Here is a 21239-nt window from a genome sequence, read left to right as displayed (position 1 = left end):
ATCGTCCCCTTCCCTATGCTGGAGCCTATGCCCAAGGACGCGAACGGTCACCTGGTGCCCGGCGTCGTCGGGGCCCCTCCGAGGGTGCCCGCGAGCATCGCTCGGCCCGAGTACGTGGGGCGCACGGGCCCGTCGCAGCACGTCGGCGGCGACGTCTACGACGCCGACGCCATCGAGCGCATCCGCGCTGCGGGACGCATCGCTGCGGACGCGCTCGAGGCCGTCGGCGCAGCCGTGCGGCCGGGGATCACGACCGACGAGCTCGACCGCATCGGCCACGCCCACCTCGTCGAGCGGCAGGCGTATCCGTCGACGCTCGGCTACCGCGGCTACCCGCGCTCGTCGTGCACGAGCGTCAACGAGGTCATCTGCCACGGGATCCCCGACGACACCGTGCTCGCCGAGGGCGAGATCGTCAACGTCGACATCACGGCCTACGTCGACGGCGTGCACGGCGACACGAACCGCACGTTCCGCGTCGGCGCCGTCGCGCCCGAGGTCGACGACCTCGTCGACCGCACGCAGGAGGCGCTGCGACGCGCCATCGCCGTCGTGAGGCCGGGCCGCCGCGTCAACGTCATCGGCCGATCCATCGAGTCGTACGCCGCGCGCTTCGGCTACGGCGTCGTGCGCGACTTCACCGGCCACGGCGTCGGCACGTCGTTCCACTCGGGCCTCGTCATCCCCCACCACGACGCCGACGAGCACACGACCGAGATCGTGCCCGGCATGGTGTTCACGATCGAGCCGATGCTGACGCTCGGCACCGCCGACCACGACATGTGGGCGGACGGCTGGACGGCCGTGACGCGCGACCGCAGCGTCACGGCGCAGTTCGAGCACACGATCGCCGTCACCGCCGACGGCGCCGACATCCTCACCCTCCCGACCACGACGACGTAGGAACGCAGGACCCATGAGCAAGGACAAGAAGGACACGACGCCGAAGCAGGCCATCGGCGTCGACATCGGCGGCACCGGCATCAAGGCCGCGCTCGTCGACGTGCGCTCGGGCGGGCTGCTCAGCGACCGCATCAAGCTGCCGACGCCGACGGGCGGCGAGCCCGAGGCGATCGCCGAGGTGGTCGTCGAGCTCGTCGACCAGCTCGACGCCAAGAAGAAGACGCCGATCGGCGTGACCTTCCCCGCGATCGTCAAGCACGGCCGCACGCTCAGCGCCGCCAACGTCTCCGACCAGTGGATCGGCTTCGAGGCCGAGGCGTTCTTCGAGCAGCACCTGGGGCGCCCCATCCACTTCGTGAACGACGCGGATGCGGCGGGCATCGCCGAGGACCACTGGGGGGCGGCGAAGGACGTCGACGGCCTCGTCATCCTCACGACCCTCGGCACCGGCATCGGTGGGGCGCTCATCTACAAGGGCGTGCTCGTGCCGAACGCCGAGCTCGGCCACCTCGAGCTCGACGGCCACGACGCCGAGTCGCGCGCGTCGAACAAGGTGCGCGAGACCGAGGAGCTGTCGTACGAGCAGTGGGCCGAGCGGCTGCAGCGCTACTACGCGCACCTCGAGTTCATCTTCTCGCCCGACCTCTTCGTCGTCGGCGGCGGCGTCTCGAAGTCGTCGGACAAGTTCCTGCCGCTGCTCGACCTGCGCACGCCCATCGTGCCCGCGACCCTGCGCAACAACGCCGGCATCATGGGCGCCGCGGCGCTCGCCGTCGGCATCGACCCGCTGACGCCGCCGAAGCCCTGACGCTCGGCGCGGTCGCCGCGTCTACTCGTGGAGGCCGGCGAGCCGCGCGCCGACCTTCGCGACGAGCGCGGTGTCGACGGCGCCCGTGCGCTCCTCCCACGCGTCCGCGACGCCGAACAGGCGGTACATCGCGTGCACGCCGACGAACCGGATCGGCTCGGGCTCCCACGTGCCGCTGTCGTGGTCGTTCCACGGCAGCGCCGTGAGTGCCGTCTGCCGCCCGCGGATGCGATCGAGCAGCGTGCGCGCCGCGAGGTTCGTGGCCGTGACGCCGTGCCCCGCGTATCCGTACGCGTGGCCGATGCCAGTCGCATCGTCGACATGCACGCGCGCACACCAGTCGCGCGTCACGCCGATGACGCCGCGCCACGCGTGGGCGACGGGCATGCGGATGCCGGGGAACATCGACCGCAGCCGACCGTGGAGCTGGCGGATGACCGCGACCGGCATCGCTCCGTCGCCCGGCAGTCCCGAGCCGAAGGCGTACGGCGAGCCGCGGCCGCCGATGGCGATGCGGCCATCGTCGGTGCGCTGCGCGTAGACGAACGTGTGCGCGGCGTCACCGAGGCACTCGCGAGCCTCCCAGCCGATGCGTGACCAGTCGTCGTCGCTCAACGGCGTCGTCACGATGATCGACGAGTTGACGGGGATGAGCGCGCGTTCGCCGACGAGCGGACCCGAGTACGCCTCGGTGCATGCGATGGCGTGCCGGGTGCGCACCGGACCGTGGCTCGTGCGCACGACGCCCGGCTCGAGCGACTCGGCGCGCACGCCCTCAACGATCGTGCCGCCGCGGGCCTCGACGGCGGCGGCGAGGCCCGTGACGAGCGCTGCCGGCTGCACCCGCGCGGTCGACGGCGTCAGCATGCCGCCCAGCGCACCGTCGACCGCGATGCGCGCCCGTGTCGCCGCGGCGTCGAGCATCACGGCCTCGTCGGGCTCGTAGCCGAATCGCAGGTGCCCCGCACGCTCCGCCTCGAGACGAGCGACGCCGGCGGGCGTCGTCGCGACGCGCAGCTGGCCGCCGCGCACGGCGCCGGCATCGATGCGCTCGCGACCCACGACCTCGAGCGTCTCGTCGATCGTGCGGAGCATCTCGCGCTGGAAGGCACGCACGGCATCGATGCCGCTCGTGCGCGCGTAGACGGCGCGGTTGCCGGGCAGCAGCGGCGAGAGCCAGCCACCGTTGCGTCCCGATCCGCCGTACCCGACCCGCTCGGCCTCGACCACGAGCACGCGCAGCGTCGGATCCGCGACGAGCGCGTAGTAGGCGAGCCACAGCCCGGTGAGGCCGCCGCCCACGACCACGAGGTCCACCTCGTGGGGCAGCGTCGCGACCGTGCGCAGCGCCGGCCTCGGCGTCGTGCGCGCCCAGTGGGAGATCTCGCCGTTGCGGTAGGTCGTCACGGATGCTCCTTCGTCACGGGCGGTCGCTGCACGCCATCTTGCCCGCTGGAGTCCATCCGTCGCGCGTCTCTCGAGACTCGCGTCGCTCGCATCTCGAGGAGCGGTCGTCTCGAGGCCAGCCACCCGTATCTGTGTTTTTCTTTGCTTCGCTTCGTTCATCTGCTAGCGTCGTGCCCACGACCAAGGAGGCTCGATGCTGGCAGTGCAGCGCCGCGACGCGATCGCCGCGCGGATCCGCGCAGACGGACGCGTGCTCGTGACCGAGCTCGCCACCGACCTCGGCATCACGCAGGAGACCGTGCGTCGCGACCTCGACTCGCTCGAGGTGGCCGGCATCGCCCGCCGCGTGCACGGCGGCGCCGTGAGCGCCGAGCGCGTGAGCCTCGTCGAGTCGGCCGTCGACGAGCGCGTCGGCCGCAACGCCGCCGGCAAGCACCGCATCGCCGACCTCGCCGCCCGCCGCCTCGTCGCCCTCGGCGCCACGAGCCTGCTCGTCGACGCCGGCACCACGACCGCCGCGTTCGCCGAGGCGATCGTGCAGCAGTGGCCGCAGCACTTCGGCGCCCGCCTCGTCGTCGCGACGCACGCACCCGCCGTCGCCGCCATCCTGTCCCGCCACCCCGCGATCGAGGTGCACGTCATCGGCGGCCGGCTGCGCCAGCTCACCGGCGCCTCCGTCGGCGCGCAGACCCTGCTCGCGATCCAGTCCATGACCCCCGACGTCGTCGTGCTCGGCACCAACGGCCTCGACGCATCCGGCCTCACGACCCCCGACCCCGAGGAGGCGGCGGTCAAGGCCGCGATCGTCGCATCGGGTCGCCGCGTCGCGTGCCTCGCCGACGGCTCGAAGGTCGGCGCCTCGACGCTCTGCCGCTTCGCCGAGCTCGACGCCGTCGACGTCGTCGTCACCGACGCCGAGCCCGACGCCGAGACCGCCGCAGCCCTCGAGGCCGCCGGCACGGAGGTGCACGTCGCATGATCCTCACCATCACGCTCCACCCGTCGATCGACCGCACCGTCGAGCTCGGCGCCGCGCTCGAGGTCGGCGGCGTCGCCCGTGCGCACGGTCGTGCCACCGAGGAGCCCGCGGGCAAGGGCGTCAACGTCACCCGCACGCTGCTCGCCGCAGGCACGGCATCCACGGCGATCGTCGTCGCGGATGCGCACGACCGGCTCGTCGCATCGCTCGAGGCGATCGACGTGCCCACGCGCGCCGTCGCCGTGCGGGCCCCCGTGCGCCAGAACCTCGCGATCGTCGATCCCGACGGCACGACGACGAAGGTCAACGAGTCCGGCGGCGCCGTCGACGCTCGCGTGCTCGACGCGCTGCTCGACGTCGTCGACGAGCTCGCGACGAAGGCCGCATGGGTCGTCATCGCCGGCAGCCTGCCGCCGGCGACCGACGTCGGCGTCGTCACCGCCATCGTGCATGCCGTGCGTCAGGCGGACGGCGCGCGCATCGCCGTCGACACCTCCGGCCCCGCGCTCGCCGCCGCCATCGATGCGGGCGTCGACCTCGTGAAGCCGAACGAGACCGAGCTCGCCGAGCTGCTGGGCCTCGACCCGCACGCGCTCGACGACCCCGAGGCCGCGGTCGCCGCAGCCCACGACCTCACCGCGCGCGTGCCCACGGTGCTGCTGACGCTCGGGGCCGACGGCGCAGCGCTCGTCACGGCCGACGGCGGCTGGCGCGCCGCTCCCCCGCCCACGGTCGTGCGCTCGACCGTCGGCGCCGGCGACGCGACGCTCGCCGGCTACCTCCACGCCGAGCATCGCGGCCTCGATCACGCCGCGCGCCTCGCGCAGGCCGTCGCCCACGGCTCGGCGGCCGCCGCCCTGCCTGGCACCGGCATCCCGACCCTCGACCAGGCCGACGCCACCCGCGTCGCCGTCCACCCCACCGGCCACCAGGCCACCGCCCGCTAGGAGCTCCCGATGCCCGTCATCACCCCGCAGCTCGTCTCGTTGGACCGACCTCTCGGCGCCACGAAGGACGATGTCATCCGCACGATCGCGGGCCTCGTGGCCCAGGCAGGACGCGCCTCCGACGCCGATGCCCTCGCGACCGACGTGCTCGCCCGCGAGGCGCTCACGCCCACCGGCATGGGCGGCGGCATCGCCATCCCTCACGCCAAGACGGCCGCGGTCACCGAGCCGGGCCTCTTCTTCGCGCGACTCGCACCGCAGGTCGACTTCGGCGCTCCCGACGGCCCCGCCGACATCCTCTTCATGATCCTCGCGCCCGAGGGCGCGGCCGACACGCACCTGCAGGTGCTGTCGCGCCTCGCTGGCTCGCTCGTCGACGACGAGTTCACGGCAGCGCTGCGCAGCGCGTCGACGGCCGACGAGGTCGTCGCGCTGGTCGACGCCGCCGTCGCAGACCGCGACGAGGTGGCACCCACGGTCGCCGCCGACGCGCGCTCGCTCGTCGCCGTCACCGCATGCCCCACCGGCATCGCCCACACCTACATGGCGGCCGACGCGCTCAAGGCCGCCGGCGAGCGCGCCGGCGTGCGCGTGACGGTCGAGACGCAGGGCTCGGCGGGCACGAAGCCCCTCGACCCGGCGATCATCGCCGCTGCCGACGCCGTGATCTTCGCCGTCGACGTCGACGTGCGCGACAAGGGACGCTTCGCAGGCAAGCCCGTCGTGCAGGTGCCCGTGAAGAAGGGCATCGACGAGGCCGACGCGCTCGTGACCCGTGCGCTCGCCGCTGCGGACGACCCCTCGGCCCCGCGCGTCGCAGGCGGTGCGGCAGCCGCCGCATCCGCGAGCCCCGCTGCGAACGAGTCGTTCGGCGCGCTGCTCAAGCGCGTGCTGCTCACCGGCGTCAGCTACATGATCCCGTTCGTCGCCGGCGGCGGTCTGCTGCTCGCGCTCGGGTTCGCGATGGGCGGCTACGAGATCGCGTTCGGCAGCGACGTCGTGGGCCAGAACGTGGCGCAGAACACGGCGCTGACCTACCAGCTGTGGAACCTCCCCGCCGAGGGCCTCCTGTACTACCTCGGCTGCGTCGCGTTCGTCATCGGCGGTGCGTCGATGGGCTTCCTCGTGCCCGCGCTCGCCGGCTACATCGCCTACGGCCTCGCCGACCGACCCGGCATCGCGCCCGGCTTCGTCGCCGGCGCCATCGCAGGCTTCATGGGTGCCGGCTTCCTCGGCGGCATCGTCGGCGGCCTGCTCGCCGGCGTCGTCGCCCGCTGGATGGGCACGTGGAACGTGCCGCGCTGGCTCGCGGGCCTCATGCCCGTCGTGCTCATCCCCCTGCTCGCGTCGATCATCGCCTCCGGCCTCATGGTGCTCGTGCTCGGCGGCCCCATCGCCGCCCTCTCGACCGGCCTCGGCGACTTCCTCAACTCGCTCTCCGGCACCGGCGTCGTGCTGCTCGGCATCATCCTCGGCACCATGATGGCGATCGACCTCGGTGGCCCGATCAACAAGGTCGCGTACTCGTTCGCCGTCGCCAACCTGGCCAACGGCACGCCCGACAACCCCGGTCCGTGGATGATCATGGCCGCCGTCATGGCTGCGGGCATGGTGCCGCCGCTCGCCATGGCGCTCGCGACGGTGCTCGACCGTCGTCTCTTCTCGGCGGCGGAGCGCGAGAACGGCAAGGCCGCCTGGCTGCTGGGCGCGTCGTTCATCTCGGAGGGTGCGATCCCCTTCGCGGCGGCCGACCCGCTGCGCGTCATCGGCGCATCCATCGTCGGCGCCGCCACCACGGGCGCGATCGCGATGGGCTCCGGCGTGCTGAGCCAGGCACCGCACGGCGGCGTCTTCGTGATGTTCGCGATGAACGGCACGTGGCCGATGTTCCTCGTCGCGATCGCCGTGGGCGTGCTCGTGTCGGCCGCGCTGGTCATCGTGCTCAAGCGCTTCGTGCGCCGCGCGCCGCTGCCCGTCGTCGAGCGCGAGCTCGCCACGGTCTGACCCCGCACGCGGCGACGGCCCCCATCCGATGGATGGGGGCCGTCGTGGCGTTCGAGGGGACTGGCCAGCCGATACGCCGGGTTCTGTCGTGGACGGCCATCTCTCTACGACGTACGTTGCCGCACGCCTCCAGCGACCTACCCGAAGGCGGGACGAGCAGCCCCATGGCCTTCTGTCTGGTCTTGCTCCAGGTGAGGCTTGCCTAGCCGCCGTGCTCGCACACGACGCTGGTGGTCTCTTGCACCACCGTTTCACTCCTGACCGACCGAGGTCGGCGGACCTGCTCTCTGTTGCGCTTGCTCGCGGGTCACCCCGGGTGGACGTTATCCACCACCTTGCTCTGCGGAGCCCGGACGTTCCTCGGCGCCCGAAGGCGACGCGGCCGTCTAGCCGACCAGTCCCGCAGACGATGGTAGCGGGAGGCGGTGCCGCGCGGGACGCGTCAGTGCCGGCGCTCGAACGAGGCGCCCACGTCCATCGCCTCGTTCGCGACCTTGTCGGCGCGAGCGTTCTGCGCGCGCGGCACCCACGTGAAGCGCACCGAGACGCCCGACAGCAGCTGGCGGGCCTCCTGCGCGAGGTCGGCCATCGACGGGTGCTTGATCTTCCAGCGGCCCGACATCTGCTCGACGACGAGCTTCGAGTCCATGCGCACGTCGAGCGCCGCATCCGGATCGATGCTCAGCGCGGTGCGGCAGCCCTCGATCATGCCGCGGTACTCGGCGAGGTTGTTCGTGGCGATGCCCACGAACGTGCCGACCTCGGCGAGCAGCTCGCCGGTCGCGGGGTCGATGACGACCGCCCCCGAGCCCGCACGGCCGGGGTTGCCGCGCGAGCCGCCGTCGGCCTCGACGATCAGCGTCCGCGTCACAGGCCGGACTCCTCGGTGCGCACGAGGATCGCCGACGACGACGGGCACAGCACCACGGCGTCGGGCGCGGCCCTGCGCACGTCGGCGAGCTCGGCCGAGGTCAGCTGCACGCCGCTCGCCGTCGAGATGCCGCGCGTGAGGTGGCTCGCACCCAGGCCGTAGCGGGCGCGCTGGCGCTCGTAGAGGGCGAGGAGGTCGGTGGGGATGCCGACCTCGACGCTCGCACGATCGCTGCGGGCGGCATCGAGCTCGACGCGCACGCCCGAGAGCCCCTGGTCGCGCGCGGTCGCGAGGCGGCCGCGGCGGTCGCGCTCCGTCTGCGCCGCATCCCGGGCCGCCTGCAGCTCGGCCTCCGCGCCCTCGAGGCGCTCCATGACCTCGAGCTCGATGTCCTCGAGGTCGCTGCGACGCCGATCGAGCGTCTGGATCTCGTGCTCCATGGCCGAGGCGGTCTTCGCATCCGACGTCTGCTGCAGCCGCTCGCGGTTGCGCGTCGCACGGGCCTCGACGACCTGGACGTCGGCCTCGATGCGGCGCACCTCGGCCTGCAGGTCGTCGACGGCACCGAGGCGCTCGAGCACCGTGCGATCGAGGCTCACGAGCGCGTCGTCGGCAGCGGCGATCTCGGGGTCGTCGAGCAGCGTGCGCTCCTTGTGCTCGAACTGACGGATGCGCGTGTCGACGTCCTGCAGCGTCAGCAGCCGGCGCTGGTCCTCTGGGCTCGCGGTCAGGGCCATGCGTCCTCCTTCGCGCGACGAGTCGTCGCGGTGCGTGCGGTCGTGATGATGGTGCGCATCACTGCGGCACCTGGAAGTCCCACGGGTCGGTGCGCAGGTCGCTCACGGCGACCTCGATGCCCGGCAGCTCGGCGCGCAGCTGCTCTGCCGCGGCGTCGAGCCACAGCCACTCGCTCGCCCAGTGCGACACGTCGACGAGCGCGGGGCCGCGACCGAGCGCGTGCCGCTCGCGGGCATCCGAGGCCGGGTGGTGGCGCAGGTCGCTCGTGACGTACACGTCGGCGGCGACCACGGCCGGCTCGCCCAGCAGCGAGTCGCCCGCGCCGCCGCACAGCGCGACGCGCTGCACGGGACGGTCGAACGACCCGGCGACGCGGATGCCGCTCGCGGTCGACGGCAGCGCCCTCGCCAGCACCTCGGCGAGGCGGCCGAGGGTGATCGGCTCGGGCAGCAGCCCGACGCGGCCGAGGCCCGTGCCGTCGCCCGACGCGCTCGCGACGATCGGCTGCTGGGCGGTCAGGCCGAGGATGCGGCCGAGCTCGCCCGAGGTGCCTCGCTCGACGACGTCGGCGTTCGTGTGCGCGGCCAGCAGGGCGCACCGAGCGCGCACGAGGTCGGTGACGATGCGCCCCTTGCCGGTGTCGGCCGCGACGGAGGTCACGCCGCGCAGCAGCAGCGGGTGATGCACGAGCAGCAGGTCGGCGCCCGTCGCCACAGCCTCGGCGGCGGTGTCGAGCACGGCGTCGACGGCGAGCAGGATGCGGCGCACCTCGTCGGCGGGGTCGCCGGCGATCAGGCCGACCGCATCCCAGTCCTCCGCCCGCTCGCGGGGCCAGAGGCGCTCGACGGCGAGCTGCACGTCGGCGACGGTGGTCATGCGCTCCAGTCTAGGCGGGCGCGATCGACGCTCCTCGCGGCCCCCAGGGTGCGGGCACGCGCGGCGCCGCCCGCGTCGCACCGACGGCGATCACGCCGATGCGACGGGAGCCCTCACGACCTCGACCGTGCGCTCGGTGCCGGTCGTCACGGCGTCGCGCAGCAGCTCGAAGGGCTCGCACGCGCGCCCGGAGCCGAACCGCGACCAGTAGGCGGCGCTCGCGCGCACGAGCTCGGCCGCCGCCGCGTCGTCGCTCCACGCGGCCATGGCGGCGAGCTTCTGCTCGAGCACGCGGTCGACGTCGACGAACAGCGTGGGCGCGAAGTCGATCGACGACTCGCTGGACTGGAAGCACGAGACCCTCGCGACGTCGGGCGTCGCCTCCATCACGATGCGCTGGAGGCGCCGATGCGCCGCGGACGCATCGCTCGCCGCATGCGTGGAGACGAGGGTGGGCTGCTGCGCGTCGACGAGCGACGCGAGCGCCGCGCGCAGCTCGTCGTCGGTGGCGTCGCGACCGGCCAGCGGCACGATCGATGCGCCGAGGTGGTTCGTCACCGCGTCGAGGGCAGCGGGACGCGGTCCGTCGGCGACCTCGTCGAGCGTCGCGACGACCACCTGGTCGCCCGCCTCGACATGCATGAGGATGGTGCCGCCCGCGCCGGGCAGCACGGCGTCGAGCGACGCACCGACGACGAGCACGCGACCGGGCACCACCGCGGGGAGGCGCAGACGCGCCGTCGCCGCGACGGACTCGACGGCCTCGCGCAGCCGGTCGTCGGCGACCTCCCCCGGGAAGAACTCGTCGACGCGCGCGCGCAGGGCGAGCACCGCGTCCGAGAGCGACGGCCGTTCGGTGACGACGACGAACCCGATGCCGGCGCGAGCTGCTCGGACGTCGGCGACGTGCCGCCCCTCGTCGGCGACGAGCGACGCGTCGCCCACGACGACGAGCGGGTCGTGCGCACGCACGGTGGCCACGAGATCCTCGCGCTCGTCGACGGAGACGACGTGGATGCCGGCGATCGGCTGGAGCGCCATCGCGATCCGGAGGGCCGCCGACGCATCTGCGCTCACGACCACCACCGAAAACGGAGGATTCGTCATGAGTGGACTGTACCCCGGGCCCTCGCCGCCGCGAAGCAGCGACGCGGGCGTGTACCCCGGTGCGCCCTCAGTCCAGCGCCGGCAGCCAGATCTCGAAGGTCGTGCCCTCGCCCTCGACGCTCGACGCGTCGATGCGTCCCGCATGCGCCTCGACGATCGCTCGCGTGATGTTGAGCCCCAGCCCCACGCCCTGGACCGCCTGACGCGTCGACGTCGTCGAGCGGAAGAAGCGCGTGAAGAGCCGCTCCATCTCGTCCTTCGGGATGCCGAGGCCCGTGTCCGACACGGAGACGCAGAGCTCGTCGCCGACGCGCGCGAGCCGGAGCGCGACCGCCCCGCCCCGAGGCGTGAACTTGATGGCGTTCGACACGAGGTTGTCGATCGCCTGCCCGATCCTCGTCGGGTCGCCGCGGACCTCGTGCGGTCGGTCGGGCAGGTCGACCGAGATCGAGACGCCTCCGCTGGCGGCATGCGGCATCGCGGTCTCGGCCGCGGCGGCCACGATCGTGCGCACGTCGACGCGCGAGAGCTCCAGCGGGAAGCGCCCGGCGTCGACCTGCGCCACGAAGAGCAGGTCGCCGACGAGCGCCAGGAGCCGACGAGCGTTGCGCTCCGCCACGGCGAGGTACTTCGACTGCTCCTCGCTGAGACCCGCTTCGTCGTCGCGCGCGAGCTCGAGGTACCCGAGCACCGAGCTCAGCGGCGTGCGCAGCTCGTGCGAGATCGAGCCGACGAACTCGTCCTTCAGCCGCACCGCCTCGCGCGCCTGCCGCATGTCGTGCGCGATGAGGATGTAGCCGACCGCATCGCCATGCGCGTCGCGCCTCGCGTCGTAGGTGATGTCGACGGGCACGGTCGCGCCCGAGCCCGTTCGGACCTCGAAGCCGTCGGCGATCTCGTCCTGCTCGGCGAGCCCCAGGAGCGTCTCGAACTCGAGCCCGCGAGCGCGCTCCGAGTCGGCGGGCTGCAGGAAGTCCGTGGCCATGCGCCCGACCGCCTCGACGCGCGGCATCTCCAGCAGCCGCTCGGCCCCCGGCCCCCACTCGACGATCCTTCCCTCCATGTCGGTGATCACGACGGCCTGATGCCGGATCGCATCCCAGACGCTGCGATTGAACGCCTCCACGCGGCGCAGCTCCTCGTTGGTCGCGGCGCGCTCCTCGGCGAGCGCAGCCATCACGGCGACCTGCCTGCGACCGTGCGCCGCGAGCTCGTTGACGACGCCCGCGACGGTGGCGAACACGATGGGGGTGACGAGCACGCGCAGGCCCTGGGTGGCAAGCCACGGCTGGGTCTGGAGGATGTAGGGCATCGCCATCGCGATGCCGGTGCCGACGGCGGCGATGAGGATCACGATCCGACCGCGCTCGGCGGCGATCCAGATCACCGGCAGGAGCAGCAGCGACGCGAAGACCGACTGCGTGCCGCCGGTCGCCGTCCGCAGGAGGCCGAAGGCCAGCAGCGACACGACGGGGAGCACGAGCACCCACCGGTCGGACACGCGCTCCCAGGGCACGACGACCGCCGCAGCCATCGCCAGCAGGATGGCTGCGGCCGCGACCATGAGGAGCGTCGGCTCGACGAGGAGCTCCGGGATCGCGACGAGGACGACGAGCGCGAGCACCAGGCCGACGACGGATGCGAGCTGGCGCACGGCGGGCCGCGCGGTGTCGAGGAAGGCGAGCGACAGCCGCGTCCTCATGCGCTCGGCCGATCGGCGAGCATCGCGGCCAGCCCCTGCACCGAGAACGGCTTCGGCATGTGCGCGTCGGCGCCGCCGAGCAGGGCGGTCGACTCGAGGAGGTCGACGCTCGCCGACATCAGGACGGCGTACGGCCTGCGGTCGCTGCGCTGCGTGCGCAGCGCCCGCACCACGTCGCCGCCGGTCATCCCGGGCATCGCGTGATCGAGCACCAGCAGGTCGGGGTCGAGCGCGAGCGCGTCGGCGAGCGCACCCGACCCTTCGCTGTGCGACGCGAGGATCGTGTAGCCGGCGCGCCGCACCGCGACCTCGATGAGCATGCGCACGTCGTCGTCGTCGTCCGCGACGATCGCTGTGCCGCTCACGCGCGACCGCCTTCGAGCCTGGCGACGAGCGCGCGGACGTCGGCGCCGCTGTACGGCTTCGGCAGCGTGTCGTCGGACTCCGGGTAGTCGGCCTCGTCGAGCACCGACGCGATCACGACGACCATCCGGGGGTGTCGTCGCCGAAGCGACTCGAGCACCGACCAGCCGTCGGAGTTCGGCATGAGCAGGTCGACGACCGCGACGTCGGGCGCGCACTGCGCCACGGCGACCTCGAGCAGCTCCGCGTCGCCGATCGCGTGCACGCGGCATCCCGCGCGCTCGAGGTGCGTGCGCAGCAGCTCGCGCTGATCCTCGGAGTCGTCGATCACGAGCACGCTGAGCGGGGCGGTCATCGCGTGAGCCATTCCCGCAGCACGACGAGCACGGCGACGACGACGATCGCCACGAGGGCCTGCCAGACGAGGCGGCGCTCGGCACGCCGATCGCTGTCGATCTCCGCCTGCTGATCCTGCACATCGCTCATCCGGCCACGCGTCCTGTCTTCTCCGTCTTCTCCCAGACGCGGTCGAGGCGGCGCGCCTCCGCGACGTACGCGGCGAACGTGACGGCGCACAGCACCGGGCCGAACCCGACCAGGTAGAGCAGCGGCACCGTGAGCCACCGAGCGCGCGTGCGGTCGACCTGCCGTACGCCCCAGGCTGCGAGCATCGACATGCTGATCCATGCGTACGACGCGAGGTCGAGCGTCGCGCGCAGCGTCGGGGTCATCTCGACCCCGACCTGGCTGAGCAGCCAGCCGTCCAGACCCGGGTAGAACGCGACCACCATGACGACGAGCGAGATGATGCCGGGGAACAGCAGGATCTCGCGCCAGGCGATCCTGCCGATCTCGGCATCGAGCTGGGCGGCGAAGATCATGCTGAAGGCGTAGGCGCAGCCGACGACGACCCACAGCGAGCGGAACGCGACCGCGGCGAGATCGGAGTCGAGCAGGTAGAGCCCGATGAGGCCGATCGAGGCGCCGATCATGAACGCGGGCAGCAGGAAGACCGAGAACCACGAAAGCCCGAACGCGAGCGACCCGAGGCCGTGGATCCTCGACGGTCGGAACCAGATGCGTCGGCTGCGGATCGTGAGCTGCACGTTGCCGCGTCCCCACCGCAGGCGCTGCCTCCAGAGGGCGTCGAGGCTCGGCGGCTCCTCCGCGAGCACGACCGCGTGCGGGTCGAAGACGACCTTGCGGCCTCGCAGCTGCGTCTCGAACGTCGTGACGGTGTCCTCGGCGAGGGTCGTCGTGTCGATCGCACCACCGAGCGCCTCGAGGTTCTCGCGCGTGTGCAGCTGCGCGCCGCCCGCGAGGCACGCGACCGCGCCCACCACGTTCTGCGCGCGACGGCTCGCGATCTGCGCGAGCACGTACTCGAACGCGATGAAGCGCGTGACGGCGTTCTTGGTCGCGCTGCCCTCGCGCACGTAGCCGGTGACGGCACCGACCTCGGGATCGGCGAGGTGCCGCGTCATCTTGCGCAGGGAGTCGCGGCGGTAGATGACGTCGGCGTCCATGATGAGCAGCGCCTCCATCCAGTCGTCCTCGAGCAGCATCCGGATGCCGTGGTTCAGCGTGTGCGCCTTGCCCTCGCCGCCCTGCTCGCGTCGCATGTGCACGACGACGCCGGGATGGCGCGCGGCACGATCGCGCACGACGTCCGGGGTGTCGTCGGTCGATGCGTCGTCGACGACGCAGATGCGCAGCCGATCCTTCGGGTAGTCGAGCTGGAGCAGTCGATCGATCGTCGTGCCGATGACGAGTCCCTCGTTCCACGCCGGGATCACGATCGCGACGCGGGGGGCCATGGGGCGCGCCTTGCCGTAGTGGTTGCGCCACGCGTGGAACGGGATGGCGAGGAAGTGGAACAGGGCGACGAGCGCCGGCACGGCACCTGCCGCGACGAGGGCGACGAGCACGACGGCGAGGATGGTGCCCGCGACGTCCGCGATGGTCATCGACGCACCCCCTGCAGCAGCCCGACGACGCGATCGTAGCGCCCGACGTCGCTGGCGACGTGGCTGTCGGTGGACGCGACGACGCGCGCGCCTGCGGCCGTCAGCGCTCGCAGCGCGCGAGGCCCCGGGCACGCCCACTTCTCGTTGACCTCGACGAGCGCCGCCGCGGTTGCGAGCTCCTCGGCCCACCAGACGAGCCGCTCGTCGTCGATCGCGTCCTCGTCGAGACCGATCTTCGGGAGGATCGAGAACGGATGCGCGATCTGGCCGTGTCCTGCGACGCGATGCGCGGCGCGGGTCGTCGCCTCGAGGATCCAGTCGACGACCGTGCGCGGCGGCAGGCCCCCCTGCAGCGCCTCGATCGTCGCCCGTGGCGACCACGGCCCGTCCGGCGACGGCACCTGATGGTCGGCGAGCAGCACGGCGTCGATGCCGCCCGCGCCGAGCACGACGCCGGGGGGCATGTCGATCCTGCCGTCGACGTCGAGGATCTTGGCCTCGATGCCGCTGCGCACCGCGAGGACCTCTGGCACCTGCAGCGCGTCGATGGCGGCGACGAGCTCCGGCACCCACGTCGTCGACGCGCGGACGTGGTCGACGCAGCGCAGCGCGGTCAGCCCGGCGGCTGCGGCAGCCGCGACGTTCTCCTCGAGCGACGAGACGGCGTCGTCGGAGAACGTCGAGTGCACGTGCCAGTCGCCTCGCAGCAGCTCATGCACCGTCGACCTCGAGGATCTCCGAGGGATCGAGGAAGACGTCCTCGAGGTGGCGGACGTTCGCGATCTCGCGGAACGGCACCGCAGCGGGCGTCGGGATGCCGAGCGCGAGATCGAGCGCGATCGAGGGCATGTCGACGCCCGACGCGATCGTGAGCGGCATGGCACCGGAGAAGCGCGGGTTGATCTCGAGCAGGGCGGCCACGCCCTCGCCGTCGCGACGCAGCTGCACGTTCGCGACGCCGACGATGCCCGCAGCGCGTGCGCATGCCACCGCCGTCGCCTCCAGCTCGTCGTCGTGCACGGTGCGGCCGGCGATGGCGACGCCTGAGTCGACGCGTGCGCGCAGTCGCGGCACGGCGGCGATCGCACGACCCTCCTGCCCCATGAGGACGTCGACCGAGTACTCGTCGCCGGGCAGGAACTGCTGCACGACGATGCCGTCGTCGAGCTCGAGCGCCTCGAGCGCCGCTCGATCGTCGATGCGCGCGACCCCGCGCGAACCCGCCCCGCGTCTGGGCTTCACGATGACGGGGAAGTCCCAGTCGGCGGCGACGCCGTCGGCGTCGAGCAGCCGGGTGCGCGGCACAGGTGCCGCGCCCTCGCACGCCTGGACGAGCATCCACTTGTCGAGGCTCGTCGCGAGCGCCTCGTCGCTCGCGGCCACGATCGTGGCCGGGACGCGCGACCTGCTGCCGGCGAGGGAGAGCAGCTCGACGTCGACCGTGGGCACGATGGCGTCGAGGCGGTCGTCGCGCGCGATGGCCGCGAGCGCCTCGACGAACCCGGCCGAGGCGCCTGCAGGTACGAGGCGTCGTCGCTCGGCCGACACGAGATAGAGCCCGCTGGCCCAGCCGTCCATGTCCGCGGCGAGGACCTCGACGTCGGGACGGCGCAGCAGCGAGCGGATCACCGCGACGCCGGCCGGGCCGCCGGCTCCCGTGACGAGCACTCGGATGGTCATGCTGGCTCCTGCCTCGTCCGCGCTGCGCGACTCGACGTCCAGGCCGCCGACTGCACGCCTCCGGCGTCGCGCACGATCTCGAGCGGCTCGCACGCCCTGCCCGTGCCGAAGCGCGACCAGTACCGGGCCGTCGCCACGACGAAGTCGGGGGCGAGGTAGTCGCGGATCGACCCCTGCGACGTGAAGCACTCGAGCAGCTCGAGCTTCGCCTCGACGTGCTCGTCGATGGTCACGAAGCGCGAGGGACGGAAGTCGATGGTCGACGAGGGGCTCTGGTAGCAGGCGACCTCGGCGATGCCGCGCGTGGCGACGAGGGAGGCCTCGTGCACGGCGCGGTGATCCTGGTGCCGGTCGTGGACCGAGTGCGTGTACACGACGTCGGGCTGCGATGCGGCGACCACGCGCTCGATGATGCCGACGGTCGGGTCGGCCGACGGGATGTGCGTGTCGACGAGGTCCTCGAGGAACAGCCTCGCGCCGATGAGCTCGGCGCTCGCGAGCGCCTCGTGCTGCCGCTGGTCGGCGACGCCGCCGCGAGCACCGCGGCTCAGCGTCAGCACCGTGATGGCGTCGCCGGCCGCCGCATGCGCCGCGAGCGTGCCGCCCACGCCGATCTCGACGTCGTCGGGATGCGCGCCGACCGCGAGGATCGAGCGGCGCGTGCCGACGTGCCGCTCCTCGTGCTCGCGGGCGAGCCGCCGGACGACGTCGACGAGCACGGCCGAGTCGAGGGGCTTCTGCAGGAACTCGGAGACGCCGTCGCGGAGGGCTCGCACGGCGTAGTCGACCGAGGCGTGGGCCGTCATGACGACGATCGGGAGCTCGGGCTCGATCTCGCGGACGGCATGGACGACCTCGAGTCCGTGGACGCCCGGCAGCTCGAGATCGGTGACGATCACGTGGGGCCGCACCGTGCGCACGTGCTCGACGACGTCGTGTCCGCGGTGGTCCAGCTCCACGACCATGTCGCCGGCGCGTTCGAGCACGACGCGCACGTAGAGCGCGACGTCGGGGTCGTCCTCGATGACGAGGATGCGGTAGGGCTCGGGTGCCATCGAGCCCGATGCTATCCACAGCATGTACCCCGAGCCGGGAGGCGCGGGGAACGGACGTCCGCCTGCTGCGGAGCAGGACCTTCGTGGGCCAGACTCGGCCCGTGACGCCGCCCTCCCACCCGAGACCCTCGACGGCCGTCGCCCGAGCACGGCTCGAGCCCACCAGCAGGCTCGTCGACACCACGACCGCCTGGCTGCGGGAGCAGCTGGAGCCGCTCCACCGCCCGATGCACGACGACCTGATCCGGCTGGACCGGCTGTATCCGAGCTCGTACGTCGGACCCGTCGCAGGCTCCTTCGTCCTGCCTCCTGGCACCTTCCCCATCGCTGCGGGCACCCCCATCGAGATCGGATCCCCCGGCGATCTGCTGCCCGATCACCGCGGCATGGTGCACGGTCGCGTCGTCGCCGCCGCCGACGGCTCGACCGAGGGCTGCACGGTGCACTACGGCAAGGTCGCCGACGGCTTCACGTCGCTCGGGTCCGTCGCACCCGACGAGGCGGGATTCTTCGGCATCGACCTCTCGGGCGTCGACGCCTCGGTGCGCGGCGCATGGGCCTTCCAGCTCCGAGCGTCGGACGGCGCCGACGTCGGCGGGCGCTGGCCATCGCCTCCCGTCTTCACGACCCTCTCCGTCGAGCTCCGCAGCATCACCGACGACGAGTACACGATCGCCACGCTCCCGGCTCCCACCACCGGGCAGGTCGCGTTCGACGCGTCGGCGCCGGGCACGAAGCGGCTGGCACTCGTGGGCGCCGAAGGGACCCTGCTCGGCGCGACGAGCGCCGCGACCGGCGCCATCCGCTCCTTCGCGGTCGCGCCCGGGCACCCGGATCGTGCGACCCGGCTTCCCGAGCAGACCTTCGCGTACGACCAGGCCGTCGCGCTCATGGCCGCGGTGTCGGCCAGGCGCTCGAGCCTCGCGCACGAGCTCGCGCGCGGCCTGCTCCGGCTGCAGACCACCGACGGCCAGCACGCCGGCGCATTCCGCCTGTCCGCCAGGCAGGGCTCCCCCGATCACGGCGAGCTCCGCTATCGCACGGGTGCGCACGCGCTCGCGACCCATGCCGTGCTCGCGCACATGCGAGCCTTCCCCCAGCGCGCGTCCGCCCTGGCACCCGCGGCGCACTCGGCGCTCGCGTGGCTCCTCGCGAGGGTCGCATCGAGCGGCGACCGCCAGGGACTCGTGCTCGGCGGCTTCGACCCGGTCTCGCCCGACGACCAGACGCCCGGCCACGACGGCTCGCGCGCCCTCGCGTGGGCGTCGACCGAGCACAACATCGACGCGTACTTCTGCTTCCGGCTGGCGGCCGAGGTCGTCGACGGCTCCTGGGCGGCGCGTGCGGAGGCGCTCGCGACGGCGATGCTGCAGCGACTCTGGAGCCCAGGGCACGCGCGGCTGCTGCAGGGCCTCCAGGAGTCCGGGCCCGACACCGCCGATCCCCTCGACGTCCACGCATGGGGTGCCGTCTTCCTCGCCGACGTCGGCGAGCACGCGAAGGCCGCCGAGACGCTCGGGGAGGACCAGCTCGCACCCTTCCGGCACACGTGCACGATGCCGGACGGCCGCGAGGTCGCCGGATACGCGACGGCGTACGCGAGCCCGGGCTACCCCGGGATGACGCCGCACGTCTGGTGGGAGGGCACGTTCTCGGTCGCGTACGCGCTGCGCACGATCGGTCACGACGAGCGCGCGGAGGAGACGATCGCGCTCGCCGCGCCAGGACAGCTGCCCGACGGGTCGTTCCGATCGGTGTCGCGTGCCGACCCGACCTACGGGCTCGTCGAGCACGCCGCCGTGGCCTCCACGGCGTGGGCGACCCTCGCTGCCCTCGGAGGCGGCATCTTCGACGTCGGCAGCCCCCGCTGACCTCGCTGCGCGCGAGCGGCGCAGCTGCGGATCCCAGTGGCGTCCAGCAAGATCGGCCAGGATCGGCAGGTGACGACCGACGCTCCCGCCACCACCGCATCCGACCCTGCGAGCGACGCCGCCTTCCCGCGGCCCGACGGTGCCGACCCGACGCGGCCCGTGCCCGCGTGGCGCGCACGCCTGCAGGGCATCGTCGAGCACCGGTGGTTCCAGCGCAGCATCATCACGCTCATCGTGCTGAACGCGATCCTGATCGGCGTCGAGACCTACCCGGGCATGCACGACGTCGGCGGCGGCATCCTCCACGTCTTCGACGCGCTCATCCTCGCCGTGTTCACGATCGAGGTGGCGCTGCGCATCTCGGCGTACGGCTGGCGGTTCTTCACGAACGGCTGGAACCTCTTCGACCTGCTCGTCGTCGCCGTCTCGTACGTGCCTTCGGGCGGTGCGCTGCAGGTGCTCCGCGTCCTCCGCGTGCTGCGGGTGCTGCGCCTGCTCTCGCAGGTGCCGTCGCTGCGCCGCGTCGTCGGCGCGCTGGGCTCGGCCATCCCCGGCATCTCGGCGATCGGCGGCCTGCTCGTCATCATCATGTACGTCTACGTCGTCGCCTGCACGATGCTCTTCGGCGAGATCGCACCGGCGCTGTTCGGTGACCTCGGCACCTCCACGGTGTCGCTCTTCCGCCTGCTGAACGGCGACGGCTGGGGCGAGATCGTGCCGCCGCTGCAGGCCGAGCTGCCGTGGGCGTGGCCGTTCATGATGGGCTACGGCCTCATCTCGACCTTCGTGATCCTCAACCTCTTCATCGCCGTGACCTGCGAGGCGCTCGAGAGCCAGAAGGAGGAGGAGACCGAGCTCACGATCAAGGAGCAGCAGCTCATGGACGAGGTGCTCGAGCTCAAGGCGATGGTGCGATCGATCGCCGAGGAGCGTCGCGGCTCGAGCTGATCGTCAGTCGGGCTGACCCGTCGCGCGGATGCGTCGCAGGCGGGCTGCGGCACCGAGGATCATCGCCACGGGCGCTCCCAGCATCAGCCAGCGCCACGCGTCACCGGTGCTGGTCGTCAGCGCGACGACCATGAGCGCGGCGAGGATGAGCGCGATGCCGATGAAGGCGAACTGCGCGCGCTCCCGGGTCTGGATGGGCTCGTCCATGTTCCCCACGATCGCGCATGCGACGCGAGGTCGCCAGGGGCTTGACGCTCCGCGACCGCCCGGCGGGCCGGGCTAGCCTCGAGGCATGCCCGTCGTCCTCGTCACCGGAGCCGCCCGCGCGAGCTCGATCGCCGCGGGCGTGGCACCCAGGCTCGTCGAGGACGGCTGGACGGTCGTCACCTCCGATCTCGACGGCTGCGACGTGCCGTGCGACCTCTCGACCGTCGACGGTCCGGAGTCGCTCGTCGCGAAGGTGGCCCGCGAGCATGGCCCGATCGGCGCGCTCGTGCTCAGCCACGCGCACGACGTGGAGTCCGGCGTCCTCGACACCACGGCGGAGAGCCTCGACCTGCATCACGCCGTGAACACGCGAGCGAGCCTGCTGCTCATCGCGGCGTTCGCCCGGCAGGTGCCCGCCGACGGCGGCGCGATCGTCGCGTTCACGAGCGACCACACGACGGGCAACCTGCCGTACGGCGCGTCGAAGGGCGCACTCGACCGCATCGTCATCTCGGCGGCGCGCGAGCTGGGGCCGATGGGCATCTCGGCGAACGTCGTGAATCCCGGGCCGATCGACACGGGCTGGATGGACGACGAGCTGCGTGTCGGGCTCGCCGCCCACCATCCGCTCGGCAGGCTCGGCACGCCGCGCGACATCGCCGACGTCGTCGCCTTCCTCGTCTCGCCGGCCGGCCGGTGGGTCTCGGGGCAGCTGCTGCAGGCCGACGGCGGGTTCTCGGCGCGCTACTGAGCGCCGACGATCCATCGTCCGCTCACGGCGCATCGCACTTTCAGGACTCGGTGCA

General features: G+C 72.7%; 22 protein-coding genes and 1 other RNA gene. 8 read left to right on the top strand and 15 right to left on the bottom strand.

Annotation, left to right across the window (positions count from 1 at the left end; translation table 11 throughout):
• Positions 1-27: 27 nt before the first annotated feature.
• Together map and ppgK are read left to right on the top strand one after the other, a co-directional pair.
• On the top strand, positions 28-903 hold the full coding sequence (gene map / locus FS793_RS01220) for a type I methionyl aminopeptidase (protein ID WP_144717761.1): 876 nt from the start codon (positions 28-30) through the stop codon (positions 901-903).
• Positions 904-916: 13 nt separating this feature from the next.
• Positions 917-1711 (top strand): polyphosphate--glucose phosphotransferase, encoded by a 795-nt coding sequence (gene ppgK / locus FS793_RS01215; RefSeq protein WP_144717759.1) that lies wholly within the window; start codon positions 917-919, stop codon positions 1709-1711.
• A gap of 21 nt (positions 1712-1732) precedes the next feature.
• Here ppgK and FS793_RS01210 read toward each other — a convergent pair whose 3' ends face one another.
• Positions 1733-3118: an NAD(P)/FAD-dependent oxidoreductase gene (locus tag FS793_RS01210; protein WP_144717757.1), complete on the bottom strand. Its 1386-nt coding sequence runs from the start codon at positions 3116-3118 to the stop codon at positions 1733-1735.
• Positions 3119-3311: 193 nt separating this feature from the next.
• Between FS793_RS01210 and FS793_RS01205 the strand changes: the two genes are divergently transcribed.
• Genes FS793_RS01205 through FS793_RS01195 form a run of 3 tightly spaced genes read left to right on the top strand, consistent with a single transcriptional unit; the run spans position 3312 to position 7048 of the window.
• Positions 3312-4097, top strand: a complete 786-nt coding sequence (locus tag FS793_RS01205; RefSeq protein ID WP_144717755.1) for a DeoR/GlpR family DNA-binding transcription regulator — start codon at positions 3312-3314, stop codon at positions 4095-4097.
• On the top strand, positions 4094-5044 hold the full coding sequence (locus tag FS793_RS01200) for a 1-phosphofructokinase family hexose kinase (protein WP_144717753.1): 951 nt from the start codon (positions 4094-4096) through the stop codon (positions 5042-5044). Before FS793_RS01205 ends, FS793_RS01200 begins: the two co-directional genes overlap by 4 nt.
• 9 nt (positions 5045-5053) lie before the next feature.
• Positions 5054-7048, top strand: a complete 1995-nt coding sequence (locus FS793_RS01195) for a PTS fructose transporter subunit IIABC (protein WP_144717750.1) — start codon at positions 5054-5056, stop codon at positions 7046-7048.
• A gap of 56 nt (positions 7049-7104) precedes the next feature.
• Here FS793_RS01195 and rnpB read toward each other — a convergent pair.
• From rnpB to FS793_RS01135, 13 genes are all read right to left on the bottom strand, one after another.
• An RNA gene (gene rnpB / locus FS793_RS01190) (RNase P RNA component class A) lies at positions 7105-7446 on the bottom strand.
• Between the two features lie 44 nt (positions 7447-7490).
• A complete protein-coding gene (locus FS793_RS01185) occupies positions 7491-7919 on the bottom strand; it encodes a reverse transcriptase-like protein (RefSeq protein WP_144717749.1) in 429 nt (142 codons plus the stop codon).
• Positions 7916-8656 (bottom strand): zinc ribbon domain-containing protein, encoded by a 741-nt coding sequence (locus FS793_RS01180; RefSeq protein WP_144717747.1) that lies wholly within the window; start codon positions 8654-8656, stop codon positions 7916-7918. The genes FS793_RS01185 and FS793_RS01180 overlap by 4 nt, the downstream gene beginning before the upstream one ends.
• Positions 8657-8714: 58 nt before the next feature.
• Complete coding sequence (locus FS793_RS01175; protein WP_144717745.1) at positions 8715-9533, bottom strand: Nif3-like dinuclear metal center hexameric protein; 819 nt, start codon at positions 9531-9533, stop codon at positions 8715-8717.
• 90 nt (positions 9534-9623) lie between these two features.
• Complete coding sequence (locus FS793_RS16050) at positions 9624-10640, bottom strand: hypothetical protein (protein WP_186329268.1); 1017 nt, start codon at positions 10638-10640, stop codon at positions 9624-9626.
• A 67-nt stretch (positions 10641-10707) separates the two neighbouring features.
• Positions 10708-12342 carry a sensor histidine kinase gene (locus FS793_RS01165; RefSeq protein WP_144717743.1) on the bottom strand — a complete coding sequence of 545 codons (1635 nt, stop codon included), beginning with the start codon at positions 12340-12342 and terminating at the stop codon, positions 10708-10710.
• Positions 12339-12707 (bottom strand): response regulator, encoded by a 369-nt coding sequence (locus tag FS793_RS01160; RefSeq protein ID WP_144717731.1) that lies wholly within the window; start codon positions 12705-12707, stop codon positions 12339-12341. The genes FS793_RS01165 and FS793_RS01160 overlap by 4 nt, the downstream gene beginning before the upstream one ends.
• Positions 12704-13060 carry a response regulator gene (locus FS793_RS01155; protein ID WP_186329267.1) on the bottom strand — a complete coding sequence of 119 codons (357 nt, stop codon included), beginning with the start codon at positions 13058-13060 and terminating at the stop codon, positions 12704-12706. The genes FS793_RS01160 and FS793_RS01155 overlap by 4 nt, the downstream gene beginning before the upstream one ends.
• Positions 13057-13191, bottom strand: a complete 135-nt coding sequence (locus FS793_RS16515; protein ID WP_260979966.1) for a hypothetical protein — start codon at positions 13189-13191, stop codon at positions 13057-13059. Before FS793_RS16515 ends, FS793_RS01155 begins: the two co-directional genes overlap by 4 nt.
• Positions 13188-14672, bottom strand: coding sequence for a glycosyltransferase (locus tag FS793_RS01150; protein ID WP_144717727.1), 1485 nt, complete (start codon positions 14670-14672; stop codon positions 13188-13190). The genes FS793_RS16515 and FS793_RS01150 overlap by 4 nt, the downstream gene beginning before the upstream one ends.
• The gene (locus tag FS793_RS01145) at positions 14669-15391 is read right to left on the bottom strand and encodes a PHP domain-containing protein (RefSeq protein ID WP_144717725.1); all 723 of its coding nucleotides are present in this window, start codon (positions 15389-15391) and stop codon (positions 14669-14671) included. Before FS793_RS01145 ends, FS793_RS01150 begins: the two co-directional genes overlap by 4 nt.
• Positions 15384-16352 (bottom strand): ATP-grasp domain-containing protein, encoded by a 969-nt coding sequence (locus FS793_RS01140; RefSeq protein ID WP_144717723.1) that lies wholly within the window; start codon positions 16350-16352, stop codon positions 15384-15386. Before FS793_RS01140 ends, FS793_RS01145 begins: the two co-directional genes overlap by 8 nt.
• Positions 16349-17407 (bottom strand): response regulator, encoded by a 1059-nt coding sequence (locus tag FS793_RS01135; RefSeq protein WP_144717721.1) that lies wholly within the window; start codon positions 17405-17407, stop codon positions 16349-16351. Before FS793_RS01135 ends, FS793_RS01140 begins: the two co-directional genes overlap by 4 nt.
• A gap of 101 nt (positions 17408-17508) precedes the next feature.
• On the opposite strand from FS793_RS01135, the gene FS793_RS01130 reads away from it, so the two are divergent.
• Together FS793_RS01130 and FS793_RS01125 are read left to right on the top strand one after the other, a co-directional pair.
• Complete coding sequence (locus tag FS793_RS01130; RefSeq protein WP_144717719.1) at positions 17509-19278, top strand: hypothetical protein; 1770 nt, start codon at positions 17509-17511, stop codon at positions 19276-19278.
• A 69-nt stretch (positions 19279-19347) separates the two neighbouring features.
• The gene (locus FS793_RS01125) at positions 19348-20226 is read left to right on the top strand and encodes an ion transporter (protein WP_186329266.1); all 879 of its coding nucleotides are present in this window, start codon (positions 19348-19350) and stop codon (positions 20224-20226) included.
• A 3-nt stretch (positions 20227-20229) separates the two neighbouring features.
• On the opposite strand, the gene FS793_RS01120 is transcribed toward FS793_RS01125, so the two are convergent.
• Positions 20230-20433: a hypothetical protein gene (locus FS793_RS01120; RefSeq protein WP_144717715.1), complete on the bottom strand. Its 204-nt coding sequence runs from the start codon at positions 20431-20433 to the stop codon at positions 20230-20232.
• Between the two features lie 85 nt (positions 20434-20518).
• Between FS793_RS01120 and FS793_RS01115 the strand changes: the two genes are divergently transcribed.
• A complete protein-coding gene (locus FS793_RS01115) occupies positions 20519-21184 on the top strand; it encodes an SDR family oxidoreductase (protein WP_144717713.1) in 666 nt (221 codons plus the stop codon).
• The last annotated feature ends 55 nt before the right edge of the window (positions 21185-21239 follow it).

This window comes from Agrococcus jejuensis (genome assembly GCF_007679035.1).
Lineage (GTDB): Bacteria > Actinomycetota > Actinomycetes > Actinomycetales > Microbacteriaceae > Agrococcus > Agrococcus jejuensis_A.
This window is presented reverse-complemented; position numbering and strand designations above follow the sequence as displayed.